This is a genomic window from Microbacterium sp. NPDC058021, assembly GCF_042885955.1.
In the GTDB taxonomy this organism is placed as follows: domain Bacteria; phylum Actinomycetota; class Actinomycetes; order Actinomycetales; family Microbacteriaceae; genus Microbacterium.
On the sequence record NZ_JBHVRF010000005.1, the window covers coordinates 79226 to 96701 of the forward strand.

Annotated in this window: 17 protein-coding genes; 13 read left to right on the forward strand and 4 right to left on the reverse strand. The window is 70.7% G+C overall.

Features of this window, described 5'->3' with window-relative positions:
- Positions 1–92: 92 nt before the first annotated feature.
- Together pdxS and pdxT are read left to right on the forward strand one after the other, a co-directional pair.
- Complete coding sequence (pdxS, locus tag ACFVR6_RS11705) at positions 93–977, forward strand: pyridoxal 5'-phosphate synthase lyase subunit PdxS (RefSeq protein ID WP_386963066.1); 885 nt, start codon at positions 93–95, stop codon at positions 975–977.
- Positions 971–1567: a pyridoxal 5'-phosphate synthase glutaminase subunit PdxT gene (gene pdxT / locus ACFVR6_RS11710; protein ID WP_386963790.1), complete on the forward strand. Its 597-nt coding sequence runs from the start codon at positions 971–973 to the stop codon at positions 1565–1567. The genes pdxS and pdxT overlap by 7 nt, the downstream gene beginning before the upstream one ends.
- A 6-nt stretch (positions 1568–1573) precedes the next feature.
- On the opposite strand, the gene ACFVR6_RS11715 is transcribed toward pdxT, so the two are convergent.
- Positions 1574–2959 carry a pyridoxal phosphate-dependent decarboxylase family protein gene (locus ACFVR6_RS11715; RefSeq protein ID WP_386963069.1) on the reverse strand — a complete coding sequence of 462 codons (1386 nt, stop codon included), beginning with the start codon at positions 2957–2959 and terminating at the stop codon, positions 1574–1576.
- Positions 2960–3055: 96 nt separating this feature from the next.
- Here ACFVR6_RS11715 and ACFVR6_RS11720 point away from each other — a divergent pair, with 96 nt between their 5' ends.
- The 8 genes from ACFVR6_RS11720 to ACFVR6_RS11755 all read left to right on the forward strand — a co-directional run bounded on the left by ACFVR6_RS11720 (position 3056) and on the right by ACFVR6_RS11755 (position 11834).
- A complete protein-coding gene (locus ACFVR6_RS11720; RefSeq protein WP_386963072.1) occupies positions 3056–3820 on the forward strand; it encodes a YebC/PmpR family DNA-binding transcriptional regulator in 765 nt (254 codons plus the stop codon).
- 59 nt (positions 3821–3879) lie between these two features.
- A complete protein-coding gene (gene ruvC, locus ACFVR6_RS11725; protein ID WP_386963075.1) occupies positions 3880–4458 on the forward strand; it encodes a crossover junction endodeoxyribonuclease RuvC in 579 nt (192 codons plus the stop codon).
- A gap of 82 nt (positions 4459–4540) precedes the next feature.
- A complete protein-coding gene (gene ruvA / locus ACFVR6_RS11730; RefSeq protein ID WP_386963078.1) occupies positions 4541–5176 on the forward strand; it encodes a Holliday junction branch migration protein RuvA in 636 nt (211 codons plus the stop codon).
- On the forward strand, positions 5169–6224 hold the full coding sequence (gene ruvB, locus ACFVR6_RS11735; protein ID WP_386963081.1) for a Holliday junction branch migration DNA helicase RuvB: 1056 nt from the start codon (positions 5169–5171) through the stop codon (positions 6222–6224). Before ruvA ends, ruvB begins: the two co-directional genes overlap by 8 nt.
- A gap of 78 nt (positions 6225–6302) precedes the next feature.
- The gene (yajC, locus tag ACFVR6_RS11740) at positions 6303–6755 is read left to right on the forward strand and encodes a preprotein translocase subunit YajC (protein ID WP_386963084.1); all 453 of its coding nucleotides are present in this window, start codon (positions 6303–6305) and stop codon (positions 6753–6755) included.
- A gap of 42 nt (positions 6756–6797) precedes the next feature.
- Positions 6798–8525: a protein translocase subunit SecD gene (gene secD, locus ACFVR6_RS11745; RefSeq protein ID WP_386963087.1), complete on the forward strand. Its 1728-nt coding sequence runs from the start codon at positions 6798–6800 to the stop codon at positions 8523–8525.
- Entirely contained in the window at positions 8525–9514 is a 990-nt protein-coding gene (secF, locus tag ACFVR6_RS11750) for a protein translocase subunit SecF (RefSeq protein WP_386963090.1), read from the forward strand. Before secD ends, secF begins: the two co-directional genes overlap by 1 nt.
- 70 nt (positions 9515–9584) lie before the next feature.
- Positions 9585–11834, forward strand: a complete 2250-nt coding sequence (locus ACFVR6_RS11755) for a RelA/SpoT family protein (protein ID WP_386963092.1) — start codon at positions 9585–9587, stop codon at positions 11832–11834.
- Here ACFVR6_RS11755 and ACFVR6_RS11760 read toward each other — a convergent pair.
- The 3 genes from ACFVR6_RS11760 to ACFVR6_RS11770 form a co-directional block, all read right to left on the reverse strand.
- Positions 11813–12361, reverse strand: a complete 549-nt coding sequence (locus tag ACFVR6_RS11760) for an SAM-dependent methyltransferase (protein ID WP_386963095.1) — start codon at positions 12359–12361, stop codon at positions 11813–11815. The two genes, ACFVR6_RS11755 and ACFVR6_RS11760, sit on opposite strands and share 22 nt — an antisense overlap.
- Before the next feature lie 91 nt (positions 12362–12452).
- A complete protein-coding gene (locus ACFVR6_RS11765) occupies positions 12453–14162 on the reverse strand; it encodes a DUF349 domain-containing protein (RefSeq protein ID WP_386963098.1) in 1710 nt (569 codons plus the stop codon).
- 76 nt (positions 14163–14238) lie between these two features.
- A complete protein-coding gene (locus ACFVR6_RS11770) occupies positions 14239–14523 on the reverse strand; it encodes a dioxygenase (RefSeq protein ID WP_386963100.1) in 285 nt (94 codons plus the stop codon).
- 163 nt (positions 14524–14686) lie between these two features.
- Between ACFVR6_RS11770 and ACFVR6_RS11775 the strand changes: the two genes are divergently transcribed.
- The 3 genes from ACFVR6_RS11775 (at position 14687) to ACFVR6_RS11785 (ending at position 17449) form a co-directional block, all read left to right on the forward strand.
- Positions 14687–15964 (forward strand): replication-associated recombination protein A, encoded by a 1278-nt coding sequence (locus ACFVR6_RS11775; protein ID WP_386963792.1) that lies wholly within the window; start codon positions 14687–14689, stop codon positions 15962–15964.
- A gap of 525 nt (positions 15965–16489) precedes the next feature.
- On the forward strand, positions 16490–17119 hold the full coding sequence (gene rpsD / locus ACFVR6_RS11780; RefSeq protein ID WP_191719041.1) for a 30S ribosomal protein S4: 630 nt from the start codon (positions 16490–16492) through the stop codon (positions 17117–17119).
- Between the two features lie 123 nt (positions 17120–17242).
- Complete coding sequence (locus ACFVR6_RS11785) at positions 17243–17449, forward strand: ATPase (protein ID WP_386963104.1); 207 nt, start codon at positions 17243–17245, stop codon at positions 17447–17449.
- Positions 17450–17476: the final 27 nt, after the last annotated feature.

Below are 17476 nucleotides of genomic sequence, written 5' to 3' on the forward strand. Positions count from 1 at the left end.
ATCCCTCTGAACCTACAGCTCAGGACATGCTAGCTTCTGGCATAGGTCAAACAGCACAACGGCGCGATGGACGCGTCGGAGGGGAGCGCACCATGTCGATCACCGGAACCGGACGCGTCAAGCGCGGTCTCGCCGAGATGCTCAAGGGCGGCGTGATCATGGACGTCGTGACCGCCGACCAGGCCCGGCTCGCGGAGGATGCCGGCGCCGTCGCGGTGATGGCGCTCGAGCGCGTTCCCGCCGACATCCGCGCCCAGGGCGGCGTCGCGCGCATGAGCGACCCCGACCTCATCGACGACATCATCGCCTCGGTGTCGATCCCGGTCATGGCCAAAGCCCGCATCGGCCACTTCGTCGAGGCGCAGGTGCTGCAGCACCTCGGCGTCGACTACATCGACGAGTCGGAGGTGCTCTCGCCCGCCGACTACGTCAACCACATCGACAAGTGGCCCTTCACGGTGCCGTTCGTGTGTGGTGCGACCAACCTCGGCGAGGCGCTGCGGCGCATCACCGAGGGGGCGGCGATGATCCGCTCCAAAGGCGAGGCCGGTACCGGCGACGTGTCGGAGGCGACGCGGCACATCCGCACGATCTCCGGCGAGATCGCCCGGCTCCGATCCATGAGCAAGGACGAGCTGTACGTCGCGGCGAAGGAGCTGCAGGCGCCGTACGAACTGGTGGCCGAGGTCGCCGAGAACGGGCGGCTCCCCGTCGTGCTGTTCGTCGCCGGCGGGGTGGCCACCCCTGCCGACGCAGCCATGATGATGCAGCTCGGCGCCGACGGCGTGTTCGTGGGCTCGGGGATCTTCAAAAGCGGCAACCCCGCCGAGCGGGCGGCCGCCATCGTGAAGGCGACGACGTTCCATGACGACCCGCAGGTGGTCGCCGACGTCTCCCGCGGCCTCGGCGAGGCGATGGTCGGCATCAACGTCGCCGACCTGGTCGCGCCCCACCGGCTCGCCGACCGCGGCTGGTGATCGTGGCGGCGCCGCGCGCCGGCGTGCTGGCCCTCCAGGGCGACGTGCGCGAGCATCTGGGCGTCCTCGCCCGCCTGGGCGCGGACGCGGTGCCGGTGCGCACGCCCGCCGACCTGGTATCCGTCGATGTCCTCGTGATCCCGGGCGGTGAGTCGAGTGTCATCGACAAGCTCTCGCGCGCGTTCGGGCTGCAGGGCCCGGTACGTCAGCGCATTGCAGCGGGGATGCCGGTGTACGGCACGTGTGCCGGCCTCATCCTGCTCGCCGACCGCATCACCGACGCGGCGCCCGGTCAGCAGACCTTCGGCGGCATCGATGTGACGGTGCAGCGCAACGCGTTCGGCGCGCAGGTGGACTCGTTCGAGACCGAGCTCGAGGTCCCCGACCTCGGCGGTCCGCCGGTGCGCGCCGCGTTCATCCGCGCGCCACGGGTGGTCGAGGCCGGTCCTGACGTCCAGGCGCTGGCCTCGCTCGACGACGGCAGCATCGTCGCGGTGCGCCAGGGGCGCCTGGTGGGCACCGCATTCCACCCCGAGGTCACGGGGGAGCTGCGCTTCCACGCCCTGCTGCTCGACCTGGTGCGCGCCTGAGCCGCGTCAGGCGGTCGTGCCGGACGTCGCGGCCAGCCGCGCGATCGCGGCGACCGTGCGGTCGATGTCCTCGGGGGTCGTGGCCCAGTTCGACATCGAGCAGCGCAGCACGGCCCGACCGCGCCAGAGCGCCCCGGTGAGGGCGGCGGTGCCGTCGGTGAGGATCGCCGCACCGAGCGCCCGCGTGGCCTCGTCGTCGTCGAGGCGGAACATCACCTGGGTGTAGACGACGTCGTTGACCACCGTGATGCCGGGCACCTCCCGCAGGCGCGCCTCCAGCTGCCGGGCGTTGCGGTGCAGCCGGTCCACGAGCTCGGCGACACCGCCGCGGCCGAGCGCCCGCAGGGCCGCCCACACCGGCACCCCGCGCCCGCGTCGCGACAGTTCGGGGGTGACGTCCCACGGGTCGAGGCTCGTGTGCATGAGGTAGTCGCCACCGGCGTGGAACATCGCGATCGAATCCTCCGGGCGGCGCACGATCGCCATGCCGCAGTCGTAGGGCACGTTGAGGGTCTTGTGGGCGTCGGTCGACCACGAGTCGGCCTCCCCGACACCGGCGGTCAGCGCCTGCAGGGTGGGCGTGGCCGCCGCCCACAGCCCGAACGCGCCGTCCACGTGCACCCAGGCGCCGTACCGGCGAGCCAGCGGAATGAGATCGGCGAACGGGTCGGACGCCCCGGAATGGACTTCGCCCGCCTGCAGACACACCACGGTCGGCTGCCCGGCCGGTGCGGAGGCGAGCGCGTGGGCCAGGGACTCCGGCAGCATCCGCCCCTCGCCGTCCGCGGCGACGACGGTGATCTCGTCCGCGCCGACCCCCGCGAACCGCAGCCCGCGGTCGACGGCGCCGTGACGGTCGGCGCCCACGATGAAGCGCACCGGCGGCGCGCCGCGCAGGCCCCGGCGGGTCATGTCCCACCCCGCGTCGCGCAGCACCGCGTTCTGGGCGACCGCCAGGCACACGTAGTTGGACACCTGCGCACCCGTCACGAAACCGACGGATGCCGCGGCGGGCAGGCCCAGCAGGTCGCACAGCCAGGCGCCGGCGACCCGCTCCATCGCGACGACCGCGGTCGTCATGGTCGACGAGCCGGAGTTCTGGTCCCACGCCGACACCAGCCAGTCCGCCGCGAGGGCCGCCGGCAGCGTGCCCCCGATCACGAAGCCGAAGAACCGCCCACCGGGTATGGCCACGAGTCCCGGATCGGCGTCCGCGGCCAAAGCGGTCACGACCTCCTCGGCATCCGTCCCCGCATCCGGGAGCGGACCGCCGAACACGCCGATCATCTCGTCGAGCGTCGCCCGCGGCCATACCGGCCGGTCGTCCAATCCGGCGAAGAATCCGGTCGCCGCCCGGTGCGCCGCGTCGAGGGCGCGCTGCCTCTCATCCATGCCGCACAGTGTCCTCTCGTTCTGCCACGGTCACCACCCTGACCTGCGTGCACGGATGAGCGATACGCCAGGGGTCTGGCCCCGTAGACTGGGCGCATGTCCGGCCACTCCAAGTGGGCGACGACGAAGCACAAGAAGGCCGTCATCGACAGTCGTCGCGCCAAGTCGTTCGCCAAGCTCATCAAGAACATCGAGGTCGCTGCCAAGCTCGGCGGTGCGGATCTCTCAGGCAACCCGACGCTCTACGACGCCGTCCAGAAGGCGAAGAAGACCTCGGTCCCCAACGACAACATCGACCGCGCCATCAAGCGCGGTGCGGGCATCGGGGGAGAAGCCGTCGAGTACACCTCGATCATGTACGAGGGTTACGGCCCCAACGGCGTCGCGCTCATGATCGAGTGTCTGACCGACAACAAGAACCGCGCCGCGGCCGAGGTGCGCACGGCGCTGTCGCGCAACGGCGGCAACCTCGCCGATCCCGGCAGCGTCGCCTACAACTTCACCCGCAAGGGCGTCATCGTGGTGTCGTCGGAGCACGCGACCGAGGACGACGTCATGCTGGCCGTCCTGGACGCCGGCGCCGAGGAGATCCTGCCCCACGGGCAGGGGTTCGAGGTCATCACGGAGGCTTCCGACCTCGTCAAGGTGCGCACGGCGCTGCAGGATGCCGGCATCGACTACGAGTCGGCCGATGTCGAGTTCGTCCCGAACCTCAAGGTCGAGATCGACGCCGACACGGCCCGCAAGGTGTTCCGTCTGATCGACGCCCTCGAGGACAGCGACGACGTGCAGAACGTCTTCAGCAACTTCGACCTCACCCCCGAGGTGCAGGCGGAGCTGGAGAGCGCCGAGAGCGAGTGACACGGCCCGGGCGCGGTGCGCCTGAGTCCGATGCCGCGGCGCGCGGTTAGCGTGGGGGAGTGACCTCCTCCGGCAGCCTCCGCGTGCTCGGCGTCGACCCCGGCCTCACCCGCTGCGGCGTGGGCGTCGTCGACGTGGCGCGCAACCGGTCGGCATCCCTCGTGCACGTCGGCGTCGTGCGCACCGAGCCGTCGATGCCGATCGAACAGCGCCTCGCCGCGATCGCCGCGGGGCTTCGTGCCGTGTTCGCCGAGCACCGCCCCGACGTCGTCGCCGTGGAGCGCGTCTTCGCCCAGCACAACCGCAGCACCGTGATGGGCACCGCCCAGGCCAGCGGCATCGCGCTGCTGCTGGCGGGGGAGTTCGGACTGCCCGCGGCCACGCACACCCCCTCCGAAGTGAAGGCGGCCGTCACCGGGTACGGCTCGGCCGACAAGCTGCAGGTGCAGACGATGGTCGCCCGGGTGCTGCGGCTGGACGCCCTGCCGCAGCCGGCGGATGCCGCCGATGCTCTGGCCCTCGCGCTCTGCCACGCGTGGCGGGGCGGCGCCTCGACCCCCGCCGGCGGTAAGGCAGAGGCCACCCTCACGCCCGCACAACGGGCGTGGGCGGATGCCGCACGCCTGGCGCGCCGCTGAGGCGGAGCATCCGACCACGTCAGGGCGGGCCCCCGAGCGTGTCGCTCGAACAAACGTCCGAACCCCCACGTAGGCTCGGGGCATGATCTCCTCCGCGCGCGGCCGCGTGCTGCACCTCGACAGCGACACCGTCATCGTGGACGTCGGCGGCGTCGGCTTCTCGATCGCCGTGACCCCCCAGCTGTCCCGCGGGTTCCACGTGGGCGACGAGATCGTGCTGCTCACCCACCTCGTCGTCCGCGAAGACGCCCTGGCGCTGTACGGCTTCGAGTCGCGCGACGAGCTGGCCGTCTTCCTGCAGCTCATCGGCGTCTCCGGCGTCGGGCCGAAGTCGGCACTGGGCGTGCTGGCATCCCTCACCGTCCCGCAGATCGCGCAGGCCGTCGCCGACGAGGACGACGCCCCGTTCCGGCGCGTCTCGGGCATCGGGCCGAAGACGGCGAAGCTCATCGTCGTGCAGCTGGCCGGCAAGCTCAAGGACATCGCGCTCAGCCCGGGGGGCGCCGGGCATGCGGCCGGTGGATCGGCGCACGAGAAGGTCATCGCCCAGGTGGTCGCGGCGCTGGTGAGCCTCGGGTGGAGCGAGCGCATCGCCGCTGAGACCGCCCGGCCCGTCGCGGAGGCCGCGTCGGCGGGCGAGCGCACCGATGTCGCCGCGCTGCTGCGTCTGACGCTCGCCGAGCTGGGGCCCGCACGCAAGGAGCCCACCGGTGGATGACGCCCGCGACCTCGCCGAGCCGCAGGACGAGATCGAACTCGCCGTCGAGGGGGCGCTGCGCCCCCTGTCGCTGGCCGAGTTCGTCGGCCAGCAGAAGGTGCGCGGCCAGCTGCAGCTGCTGCTGGATGCCGCCCGCATCCGCCAGCGCCCGGCCGATCACATCCTGTTGTCGGGCCCGCCGGGACTCGGCAAGACCACTCTCGCGATGATCGTCGCGCACGAGAGCGAGCGCCCGCTGCGGCTGTCGTCGGGGCCCGCCATCCAGCACGCCGGCGACATGGCCGCGCTGCTGTCGAGCCTGACGCCCGGCGAAGTGCTGTTCATCGACGAGATCCACCGCATGGCGCGCTCCGCCGAGGAGATGCTGTACCTCGCGATGGAGGACTTCCGCATCGACATCATGGTCGGCAAGGGCGCCGGCGCCACGAGCATCCCCCTCGAGCTCGCCCCGTTCACGCTCGTGGGCGCCACGACACGGTCGGGCATGCTGCCCAACCCGCTGCGCGACCGGTTCGGCTTCACGGCGCACCTGGAGTACTACGAACCCGAGGAGCTCGAGCAGGTCGTGGAGCGCTCCGCCATCGTGCTGGGCGTGGGCCTGCCGCGCCACGCGCGTGCCGAGATCGCCCGTCGCTCCCGCGGCACGCCCCGCATCGCCAACCGGCTGCTGCGCCGCGTGCGCGACTACGTGCTGGTCCACGGCCAGTCCGGCCGCGCGGGCGCCGTCGACGGCAGTCCCGCCGCGACGCAGGCCGATGTCAACGCGGCCCTGGAGCTCTACGACGTCGACCCGATCGGGCTGGACCGCCTCGACCGCGCCGTGCTCGACGCGCTGGTGCGCCGCTTCCGCGGCGGCCCTGTCGGTCTCAGCACCCTCGCGGTGACCGTGGGCGAAGAAGCCGAGACCATCGAGTCGGTCGTGGAGCCGTATCTCGTGCGCATCGGGTTCATGGGACGCACCCCGCGCGGGCGCATCGCCACGCCCGAGGCATACGCGCATCTGCGGGTCCCGCACGCCGAACAAGCGCTGCGCATCGATGACCTATAATCACTGAAGGCTGTCGCCGCACTCTCCCTTGCTGGGCTGCTCATCCGCATGCCCGAACCGAAAGGTGATCTCACCTCCATGGAATTCGCTGCCTTCTTCGCCGAATACGGCCTCATCGTCCTGCTCGGCCTGCTCCTGGTCTTCATGTTCTGGAGCTCGCGTCGCCGCATGCAGAAGCAGAAGGCCGAGCAGGAGGTCAAGGCGCGCCAGACCGTCCCCGGCGCCGAGGTGCTGCTGCAGGGCGGTCTCTACGGCACGATCGTGGCGTACGACCCCGAGAACCTCGACCAGCCCGCGATCGTCGAGATCGCCCCGGGCGTGGACATCAAGGTGCACAGCCAGGCGATCCTGCGCGTCGTCGACCCGGCTGAGGGCGTCGTCAGCGAGGACGAGCTCATCGAGTCCGAGGCCGACGAGGCCGAGTACGTCGCTGACGTCGCCGACGGCGACATCACCTCTATCGACGACGACCGCAAGAGCGCGTCGGGCGAGTCCACCGACACCGACCCGGGCGCCAAGCCCCAGGCCTGATCCGCCCGCCGCTCCGGCGGCGTCCGAGAAAGCTGACCACTCGTGGCCACACCCACCCCCGTCCGGCACGCCTGGCGTGCGCTGACCGGACTGCTGGTCATCACCGCGGTCCTCTTCGGCATCAACGCCCTCGGCGTGCACGTGTTCGGAAAGAGCTCCTGGCTCCCCGAACTCGCCCTCGATCTGCAGGGCGGCACGCAGATCGTGCTCGAAGCGCAGACCGAGGACGGTGCGAACCCCACGACCGAGCAGATGGATCAAGCCGTCACGATCATCCGCCAGCGCGTCGACGCGTCGGGTGTGGGTGAGGCGGACGTCACCACCGAGGGCGGCCGCAACATCGTGGTGCAGATCCCCGGCGAGGCCGACGCTGCCACGCGCGAGCGCATCGAAGCCTCCGCCCAGCTGCAGCTGCGTGCCGTGCTGTACACCGGAGCACCGGCGAACACGTTCGTCGGCGAGGACGGCACGGCGACGCCGTACCCGACTCCCGACCCGGCGCTGCCCGCGACGCCGACGGCCGAGCCGACCAGCGGCAGCGACCTGGCATGGGTGACCCCGGCCCTCGAGGCCCAGTTCCTCGCGTACGACTGCGCGAACCCCGAAAACGATCCGGCATCGGCCCCGGCCGACCAGCCGCTCATCACGTGCGACCCGTCGGGAACGGTGAAGTACATCCTGGGCCCCGTGGAGCTCGACGGCTCGTCGATCTCGGACGCGAGCCACGGCATCGTGCAGCAGAACGGACAGTGGGCGGTCAACCTCGTCTTCGACAGCGAGGGCGCCAAGACGTTCGGCCAGATCAGCCAGCGTCTCTACAGCCAGACCCCGCCGTTGAACCAGTTCGCCTTCGTGCTCGACGGCTATGTGCTCTCGGCTCCGTCGATGAACGCGGTCATCCTCGACGGCAAGCCGCAGATCACCGGCAACTTCACGCAGGAGTCGGCCCAGGTGCTCGCCGACCAGCTCAAGTACGGCGCCCTGCCGCTGAGCTTCGAGGTGCAGAGCTCCAGCACGATCTCCGCGACGCTCGGTTCGCAGCAGCTGCAGATCGGTCTCATCGCCGGTCTCATCGGCCTGCTGCTCGTCGCCATCTACTCGGTGGTCGTCTACCGCGCGCTCGGCTTCATCATCATCGCCTCGCTGATCGTGATGGGTGTGCTGACCTACCTCGCCCTGTGCATCCTGGCCTGGCGCATGGGCTTCCGCCTGTCGCTGGCCGGCGTCGCGGGCATCATCGTCTCGATCGGCTTCACCGCGGACTCGTTCATCGTCTACTTCGAACGCATCCGCGATGAACTGCGCGACGGCAAGAGCATCACCGGCGCCGTCGAGGACGGCTGGGGACGCGCCAAGCGCACGATCTACATCTCCAAGTCGATCAACATCCTCGCCGCGGTGGTCCTCTACGTGCTGGCCGATGCCACGGTGAAGGGCTTCGCGTTCACGCTGGGGCTCACGACCGTCATCGACGTGGTGATCTTCGTCCTGTTCACCCACCCGGTGCTGCAGCTGCTCGCCCGCACCCGGTTCTTCGGATCCGGTCACCCGCTGTCCGGGCTCGACCCGGCTGCCCTCGGCGCCGTCTACCGTGGCCGTGCGCAGTTCCGCACGCCCATCGCGTCGACCAAGGATGCGGCGGGTAAACGCGCGAACCGTGCGAAGGGCGAGGCGGAACGCCGCCAGACCATCGCCGAGCGCAAGCAGGCCGAACTCGCCGCAGCCCAGCGCGGCGGCGATACCGGCCGCACGAAGGAGGGGGACAACTGATGCGTTCCATGAGCACGCTCGGCAACGACCTCTACACCGGCAAGACCTCGTTCCCGTTCGTCGGCAAGCGCCGGCTGTGGTTCATCCTCGCCGCCGTCCTCGTGATCGGCTCGGCCCTGGTGCCGCTGTTCCGTCCCATCCAGTTCTCGATCGAGTTCACCGGCGGGTCGCAGTTCACCGTCTCCAACGTCGCGGTCACCGATCAGGCACTGGCCACCGACGCCGTGCAGTCGGTCGTCCCCGGCGCCACCACGAAGGTGTCCACGGTCGGTGAAGACGCGATCCGTGTGCAGACCGACCAGATGACCGCCGAGGAGACGCAGGAGGTCACCGCGGCGCTGGCGTCGGCCTACGACGTCTCGTCGGCCGAGGTGACGTCGTCGTTCATCGGACCCAGCTGGGGTGCCGATGTCACCCGGCAGTCGCTGTGGGGTCTCGCGATCTTCCTCGCGCTGACCTTCCTCATCCTCGCGCTGTACTTCCGCACCTGGAAGATGTCCGCGGCCGCCATCATCGGCCTGGTCGACGTGCTCATCATCACGGTCGGCGTGTACGCGCTCTGCGGGTTCGAGATCTCGCCGGCGGCGGTGATCGGCTTCCTCACGATCCTCTCGTACGCCCTCTACGACACGACGGTGGTGTTCGACAAGATCCGGGAGAACACCCTCGAGGACGGCGAACGATCCAGTCGTCTGTTCGGCGAGTCGGTGAACCTCGCGGTCAACCAGACCCTCGTGCGCTCGATCAACACGACCGTGGTGGCGATCCTGCCCACCGGCGCCATCCTGTTCATCGGCGCCCTGTGGCTCGGTGCGCAGACGCTCACCGACATCTCGCTGTCGATCTTCGTCGGCACCATCGTCGCGGCATACTCGACGCTGTTCGTCGCCGCGCCGCTGTACTCGCTGCTGCGCGAGAACGAGCCGGCGATCAAGGCCCGCGACGAGCGGGTGCGCGCGGCGCGCGCGCTCGCCCTCGCCGCGGCCTGACGTCCAGACGCCTCCCACACGGGCGGGCGTAGAATCGATGGGTTGAGCACAGACGAGCGGAGGTGAGCGCATGACCGAGACGGTTCCCGCCGCCCAGACGTCATCGCTGCGCCGCCTCGTACCCCGCATCTTCTCGCGGGCCGCTCGCCGCGACGACGTCAACCAGCTTCTGCGCACCGTGCGCACGCACCACCCCAAGGGCGACCTCGCGATCATCGAGCGCGCCTACGCCACCGCGGACGCTGCCCACGCGGGCCAGAAGCGCCAAAGCGGTGAGCCCTACATCACGCATCCGCTCGCCGTCGCGCAGATCCTCGCGGACCTGGGGCTCGGACCGCGCGCGATCGCCGCGGCGCTGCTGCACGACACGGTCGAGGACACCGACTACCCGCTCGACCAGCTGACCGCCGACTTCGGCGACGAGGTCGCCATGCTGGTGGACGGCGTCACGAAGCTCGACAAGGTCAAGTACGGCGACGCCGCGCAGGCCGAGACCGTGCGCAAGATGATCGTGGCGATGTCGCGGGACATCCGGGTGCTGCTGATCAAGCTCGCCGACCGCCTGCACAACGCCCGCACGTGGGGCTTCGTGCCGCCCGAGAAGGCGGCGAAGAAGGCGACCGAGACACTCGAGATCTACGCGCCGCTCGCGCACCGACTCGGCATCCAGGCCGTCAAGTCCGAGCTCGAGGACCTGTCCTTCGCGGTGCTGCACCCCAAGCTCTACGCCGAGATCGACAGTCTCGTCAAGCAGCGCACCCCGCAGCGCGAGCAGTACGTGCAGTCGGTCATCGAGGCCGTCGAATCGGACCTGCGGGAACTGCGCATCCGCGGCCGCATCATGGGCCGCCCGAAGCAGCTGTACTCGGTGTACCAGAAGATGGTCGTGCGCGGCCGCGAGTTCGACGACATCTACGACCTCATCGGCATCCGCGTGCTCGTGAACACGGTGCGCGACTGCTACGCCGTCCTCGGCGCCCTCCACGCCCGCTGGACACCGCTGCCCGGCCGGTTCAAGGACTACATCGCCACCCCGAAGTTCAACCTCTACCAGTCGCTGCACACGACCGTCATCGGTCCCGGCGGCCGTACGGTGGAGATCCAGATCCGCACCAACGAGATGCACCAGCAGGCCGAGTTCGGCGTCGCGGCGCACTGGAAGTACAAGGAGCGGATGGCGGGCGGCAAGCCCGACCCCAAGTCGGTGGATGCCGACATGGCCTGGCTCGCCCACATCTCCGACTGGCAGGCCGAGACCGCCGACCCGGGGGAGTTCCTCGACTCGCTGCGGTTCGAGATCGGCGCCAAAGAGGTCTACGTCTTCACCCCCAAGGGTCGCGTCATCGGCCTTCCCGCCGGTGCGACGCCGGTGGACTTCGCCTATGCGGTGCACACCGAGGTCGGCCACCGCACGATGGGCGCCAAGGTCAACGGGCGCCTCGTGCCGCTGGAGTCCGAGCTCAAGAGCGGTGACGTCGTCGAGGTGTTCACCTCGAAGAACCCCGACGCAGGCCCCAGCCAGGACTGGCTCGGCTTCGTCAAGAGCACCCGAGCGCGCAGCAAGATCCGCGGCTGGTTCACCAAGGAGCGCCGCGAAGAGGCCATCGAGCAGGGCAAGGAGGCCATCGCCCGCGCGATGCGCCGCCAGAACCTCCCGCTGCAGCGCCTCATGAGTCAGGACTCCTTCGGGGAGGTCGCCCACCAGCTGCGCTACGAGGACGTCTCGGCACTGTACGCCGCCGTCGGCGAGGGACACGTCTCCACCCAGTCGGTGATCGAGAAGGTCACGGCGCTCGTCAGCCACTCCGACACCGCGACAGGTCCCATCGACCTCCCGCAGGTGGGGCGCTCGCGTCAGCCGCGCAGCAGCGATTCCGGCATCCTGGTGCGCGGAGCGCCCGACATCCTCGTCAAGCTCGCCAAGTGCTGCACGCCGGTGCCCGGCGACGAGGTCGTCGGCTTCGTCACGCGCGGCAGCGGTGTCTCGGTGCACCGCGCCGACTGCACCAACGTGCAGTCGCTCATGGCCGACAAGGAACGCCTCATCGAAGTCGAGTGGGCGCCGACGACCAAGAGCCTGTTCCTGGTGCAGATCCAGGTGGAGGCGCTGGACCGCTCGGGGCTGCTCAGCGACGTGACGCGCGTGCTCAGCGAGCATCACGTGAATATCCTGTCGGCGAGCGTGTCGACGACCAACGACCGGCTGGCGCTCAGCCGTTTCGTGTTCGAGATGGGCGACACCGTGCACCTGGACCGCGTGCTCAACGCGGTGCGTCGCATCGACGCGGTGTACGACGTCTACCGGGTCACCTCCTCCTGACGCCCGCGCAACCACGCGGCGGCGGCACGCTTGTCGTGCAGCGGTCCGCAGTCGGCGAGCCACGCCAGCGCAGCGCCGATGAGCTCGGGCCGCGTCGCCGCCATGCGCTCCGCCGCTGCGCGGTCGGCGGCATCGCGTGAGCGGACGAGGTCGGCGAGGGTGCGGGTCGGGGTGGTGACGGCGGCACCGCAGAGGACCATGACGTCGCGGTCGGGCAGTCGCATGGCGCGGTAGCGCACACGCAGATCGATCGCCGGCGAGAGACGACGTGCCGTGATGCGCTGCACCGCGTGCCGGGTGGGCGGCTCATCGAGCACACCGTGCACCCACGCGGCGCTGAGGTGGGTCGCGGCGAGCGTGTCGCCCAGGAGCGGGGCCAGCGAACCCGCACGCAGGTCGAACGTCTCGACCGCGTCGGCGGGCATGAAGCCCTCACCCACCTCCACGACATCGCCGTCCAGGCGCGCCGACGTCAGCTCTGCGGCCGAGAGGCGGCCGCCGGCGAAGTAGAGGAACGGCGACGACATGGGCCCATCGTCGCGCATCCGCAAGACCGCGGAACGCGCAACGGCCCCGACTGTGGACAGTCGGGGCCGTTGAGGCGGGTGTGGAGGAGGGTCAGCCGCCGAGAGCGGACAGCCACGCCTTGCGGGCGGCCAGAGCCTCGGATGCCGCGGCCTCGGCCTTGCGGTCGCCGGCGCTGCGCGCCGCCTCGACCTCGGCCTCGAGCTTGTCGATGGCATCCGTCAACTGACGCGTCATGTCGTTGGCGCGTGCCTTGGTCTCGGGGTTGTTGCGCTTCCAGTCGGTCTGCTCGCGCGCATGCAGCGCCTGCTCGATCTTGCGCAGGTCGTCATCGAGGGCGCGCTCCACCTCACGCGGGAAGATGCGACCCACGTCGTCCCAGCGGCGCTGGATGCCGGTGAGCAGCTGGCGTGCCTTGGCGATGTCCTTCTCGTCCGCGACCGCAGCGGCTTCGGCCACGAGGGCGCGACGCACCTCGATCTTCTCGCGCGACTCCTCGGCATCCGCCTGCTCACGCTCGGCACGGGCACCGTAGAGTGCGTCGCCGGCGGCCTTGAAGCGGGCCCAGAGAGCGTCGTCGACCTTCTTGCCTGCGCGGCCGGAGCTCTTCCACTCGTCGAGCAGATCGCGGTATGCGCCGATGCCGTCCTCACCGCGCGGGGCGAGGGCTTCGGCGCGCTCCACGAGGCGCGTCTTGCGGTCGCGGGCGGCCTTGTGGGTCTCGTCGAGCTCCGCGTAGAACTCGCGGCGGTGCTTGTCGACCGTGGCGCGGGCATCGCGGAATCGCTTCCACAGCTGCTGGGCGGTCGACTTGGGCAGACGGGGACCGTTCTGCTGGTGGGCCTGCCACTGGTCGAAGAGCGAGGCCATGTCGGCGGTCGCCTGCTTCCACTGCACCGAGCGAGGGTCGCGCGCGGCGAGGGCCTCGGCCTGCTCGACGAGCTTGGTGCGGTGGGCGACGGCCTGATCGACGGCTTCGCGGGCCGCGGCGACCTCTTCCTCCGACGCGGAGGCCAGCTCCGAGTCGAGGGCGTCGACACGGGCGCTGAGGGCGGCGAGATCGCCGACGGCCATCGCATCGGTGAGCTTGCCGCGCACGAGCGCGACCGCCGAGCGCAGGTCGGCGGCGGATGCGCCGCCGCGACGATGACGCACCTCGAGCAGCGTCACTTCGCTGGCGAGGTCGGTGTACTTGCGCTCGAAGTAGGCGAGTGCCTCCTCGTGCGTGCCGTCGGGGTACTGACCCACGACGCGCCACTGGTCGCCTTCGCGCACCGAGACGGTGCCGTCGTCGTCGACACGGCCCCACGCGGCGGCGGGTGCCGTCGGCGCGGTCGCGGGCTTCGTGCCGGACTGCGGGGCGCGGGGGAGCGGCGGGCGCGGCGACGGAGCCGGGCTCGGGGACGGGGTGGGCGCGGGAGCGGCGGTCTCGGGAGCCGGGGCGGCGTCCTCGGCCGGGGCGGCTTCCTCGGCAGGCGCATCAGCCGGGGCGGCATCCGCGACAGGGGCGGCATCCTCGGCCGGCTCATCAGCGGGGGCCTCGGCGGCGGGCTCTTCCGCGGTCGGCTCATCGGCCGCGGCCTCGTCGGCGGCGGGCTCCTCCGCGGTCGGCTCGTCGGCGGCGGGCTCTTCCGCGGTCGGTTCTTCGGTCGCGGGCGACTCCTCCGAGGCGTCGGTCGAGCGCGTGTCGGTGGCCGTCGCGGCGGGCGCGTCGGACTCGACGACGTCCCCCGTCTCTGGCGCGTCGCTCGTAGGCGCGTCGGTGTCGGGGCTGTCGGGAGTGGGCTGTGCTGCGGCGTTCACGGAATAGTCCTCGTCGCGGCTGACGCCGCCTTCGCTGATCGGTCGGCTCACAGCCTAGTACGGCAGGGAGCCCGGGTCAGGGGGTGGTCGTCGGCTCGGGTGTGGGTTCGGAGTCGGGCTCGGTCGGGGTGTCGGTCGGGGTGGGCGTGGGCGTCGGCTCGGGAACGCCGGGTCCCACGGTGAAGTAGAGGGTCTGACCGCCGATGACGGCGAGCACCAGCGCACCGCCGACGACGGCGGCGATGACGTTGTCGCGCACGCGCCGTCTCGCCTGACCGCGGTGATAGTCCAGGCGCGCCTGATAGATCCGTGCCCGCTCGCGCGCGACGCGGTCGTCGCGGCCTTTCGCCCCAGCTGCCACGGAACCTCCCTCGATCCCGGATGCCCGGGTGGCACGAGCCTACGCGGCCGCGATTCCGGCCCGCAAAACGGCGCGCGGCGCGAGGGTCGGCGGCCGCGATTAGCCTGGAGGGGTGACCTCTCCCGCAGCGCTCTTCCAAGGACAGACGCCGCTGCCGGTGCGTATGCGTCCCGTCTCGCTCGAAGAAGTGGCCGGGCAGCGCCACCTGCTGCGTCCCGGCTCGCCGCTCGTCGCGCTCGCGTCCACCGAGACCCGCGGCGCCGCGGCATCCTCCGTCATCCTCTGGGGGCCTCCCGGCACCGGCAAGACGACGCTGGCGCAGGCCGTCGCACGGTCGTCGGGTCGGCGCTTCGTCGAACTGTCGGCGGTGACGGCGGGGGTCAAGGACGTGCGCGAGGTCATGCAGGAGGCACTGACCCAACGCGACCTCTACGGGCAGTCGACCATCCTCTTCCTCGATGAGATCCACCGGTTCACCAAGGCGCAGCAGGACGCCCTGCTGCCGGGCGTGGAGAACGGGTGGGTCGTGCTCATCGCCGCCACGACCGAGAACCCGTCGTTCTCGGTGATCTCACCGCTGCTGTCACGGTCGCTGCTGCTGACCCTGCAGCCGCTCACAGACGAGGACCTCGGCATGCTCGTCGACCGCGCCGTCACCGACGCGCGCGGTCTCGCCGGCGCCGTGACCCTCGGCGACGAGGCGCGCGCGGCGCTCATCCGACTGGCATCCGGCGATGCCCGTCGCGCCCTCACAGCGCTTGAGGCGGCCGCGGCCATGGTCGACGTCGACGATGAGGGCGACGAGACGCCGGAGATCACGGCGGACCACGTCGCGCAGGCCGTCGACCGGGCGCTGCTGCGCTACGACCGTCAGGGCGACGAGCACTACGACGTGATCAGCGCGTTCATCAAGTCGATCCGCGGATCCGACGTGGATGCCGCGATGCACTACCTCGCCCGCATGATCGAGGCCGGCGAGGACCCGCGCTTCATCGCGCGCCGACTGGTGATCTCGGCCGCGGAGGACATCGGGCTGGCCGACCCGCAAGCGCTGGGCATCGCCGTGGCCGCCGCCGACGCCGTCGCGTTCATCGGCATGCCGGAGGGGCGGATCCCCCTCGCGGAGGCCACCGCCTACCTCGCCACGACCGCCAAGTCCAACGCCGCGTACAACGCGATCAACGCCGCGATCGCCGATGTGCGTGCCGGCGGGTTCGGCCGGGTGCCGATGCATCTGCGCGATGCGCACTACCCGGGGGCCAAGCGCCTGGGCCACGGCAAGGGATACGTGTACCCCCACGACCTGGACGTCGGGGTCGCGACGCAGCAGTATCTGCCCGACGAACTGCGCGGCCGCCGCTACTACGAGCCCACCGGCCGCGGCGTCGAGCGTGACATTTCCGCCCGCGTGGAGAAGATCCGCAAGATCCTCGGCGACTGACCCGCCGCGGCATCCACGTCGGTCGCGCTCCCCGCGCGACCACGAGCCGCTCGAGTGTCACTTTCGGTGGGTGCGAGACGCCCGAATCGTGCGCACGTGATACCCGAGCCGCACCCCGGGCGGTTCCGGTGTCACGTTCGGTGGGTGTTGGCCGCCGGAACTGTGCGCAAGTGACACTCGAGCCGCGCGAAGCCACGGCACGGCGCCGCGCGGCACCCCGGGCGGTTCCGGTGTCACGTTCGGTGGGTGTTGGCCGCCGGAACTGTGCGCAAGTGACACTCGAGCAGCCCCAGGGGAGGCGGGCGGGGGATGCCGCGGCACGGCGGATGCCGGCGGGCGGCGGGCTCAGGCGGCTCGGAGGGCGGATCTGTTAGGCTTGATCGGCTCGAAACCCAGTTTTCGGGCATCCCCTCTTCTCTTGAACACCTACCGGCATGCCCCGGCGTGCAGTCCGGACAGGGCGAGGAGAGGCGATACGTCCGTGAGCCGCGAAAGCCGCGGCCACGTCATCGGAAGGAACACTTCGTGGCAACGAAGTCCCAGGACCGCCGCAAGGTCCGTCTGTCGCGCGCCCTCGGCGTCGCACTGACCCCGAAGGCCGCCCGCTACCTCGAGAAGCGTCCCTACGCTCCCGGCGAGCACGGCCGCACCAAGCGCAAGCAGGACAGCGACTACGCCGTCCGTCTGCGTGAGAAGCAGCGTCTGCGCGAGCAGTACGGCATCCGCGAGAAGCAGATGCGCAACACGTTCAACGAGGCGCGCCGCAAGGACGGCCTGACGGGTGAGAACCTCGTCGAGCTGCTCGAGATGCGTCTGGACGCGCTCGTCGTGCGTTCCGGCCTCGCCCGCACCACCGCGCAGGCGCGCCAGCTCGTCGTGCACCGTCACATCCTCGTCGACGGCCAGACCGTGGACCGCCCGTCGTTCCGCGTGAAGCCGGGTCAGCTCATCCACGTCAAGGCCAAGAGCGAGGGCCTCGAGCCCTTCCAGGTCGCAGCCGCCGGCGGTCACGCCGAGGTGCTGCCCCCGGTTCCGGGCTACCTCGAGGTCGAGCTCGACAAGCTGCAGGCGCGCCTCGTGCGTCGCCCGAAGCGCGCCGAGGTGCCCGTCACGTGTGACGTGCAGCTCGTCGTCGAGTACTACGCCGCTCGCTGACCCACGGTCGGTAAGCGCAGGAATGCGCGTGAAGGGCGTCGGGGTCACCCGGCGCCCTTCACGTTTTGCACCTAACATTGAAAAGCGCCGCCGAAGCGGTGCGCAACGCGAGGATGTGGTGACGTGAAGAAGCTGGTGTGGTTCGTCCTGGGGATCGGCGCCGGATTCGTGTTGGCCCACGTGGTCGACAAGGACCCGCGCGGGCACGAAGTTCTCGCCGACCTCGACGCGCGCATCTCCGAGTTCACCGACCGGATGGGCGACGCGTACCGCGAGCAGGAGGCACGGCTGGACGCCGTCGTCGCCGCCGCCACGCCCACCGACGCCTGACTCTTCCCCACTCGTCCGGCCGCCCGC

What these genes read in the sequence shown, in the direction of transcription:
- pdxS (WP_386963066.1), top strand. Translation starts at nt 93, where the DNA reads ATGTCGATCACCGGAACCGGACGCGTCAAGCGCGGTCTCGCCGAGATG.
- ACFVR6_RS11715 (WP_386963069.1), bottom strand. Translation starts at nt 2,959, where the DNA reads ATGGATGAGAGGCAGCGCGCCCTCGACGCGGCGCACCGGGCGGCGACC.
- ACFVR6_RS11720 (WP_386963072.1), top strand. Translation starts at nt 3,056, where the DNA reads ATGTCCGGCCACTCCAAGTGGGCGACGACGAAGCACAAGAAGGCCGTC.
- ruvA (WP_386963078.1), top strand. Translation starts at nt 4,541, where the DNA reads ATGATCTCCTCCGCGCGCGGCCGCGTGCTGCACCTCGACAGCGACACC.
- yajC (WP_386963084.1), top strand. Translation starts at nt 6,303, where the DNA reads ATGGAATTCGCTGCCTTCTTCGCCGAATACGGCCTCATCGTCCTGCTC.
- secF (WP_386963090.1), top strand. Translation starts at nt 8,525, where the DNA reads ATGCGTTCCATGAGCACGCTCGGCAACGACCTCTACACCGGCAAGACC.
- ACFVR6_RS11755 (WP_386963092.1), top strand. Translation starts at nt 9,585, where the DNA reads ATGACCGAGACGGTTCCCGCCGCCCAGACGTCATCGCTGCGCCGCCTC.
- ACFVR6_RS11760 (WP_386963095.1), bottom strand. Translation starts at nt 12,361, where the DNA reads ATGTCGTCGCCGTTCCTCTACTTCGCCGGCGGCCGCCTCTCGGCCGCA.
- ACFVR6_RS11775 (WP_386963792.1), top strand. Translation starts at nt 14,687, where the DNA reads ATGCGTCCCGTCTCGCTCGAAGAAGTGGCCGGGCAGCGCCACCTGCTG.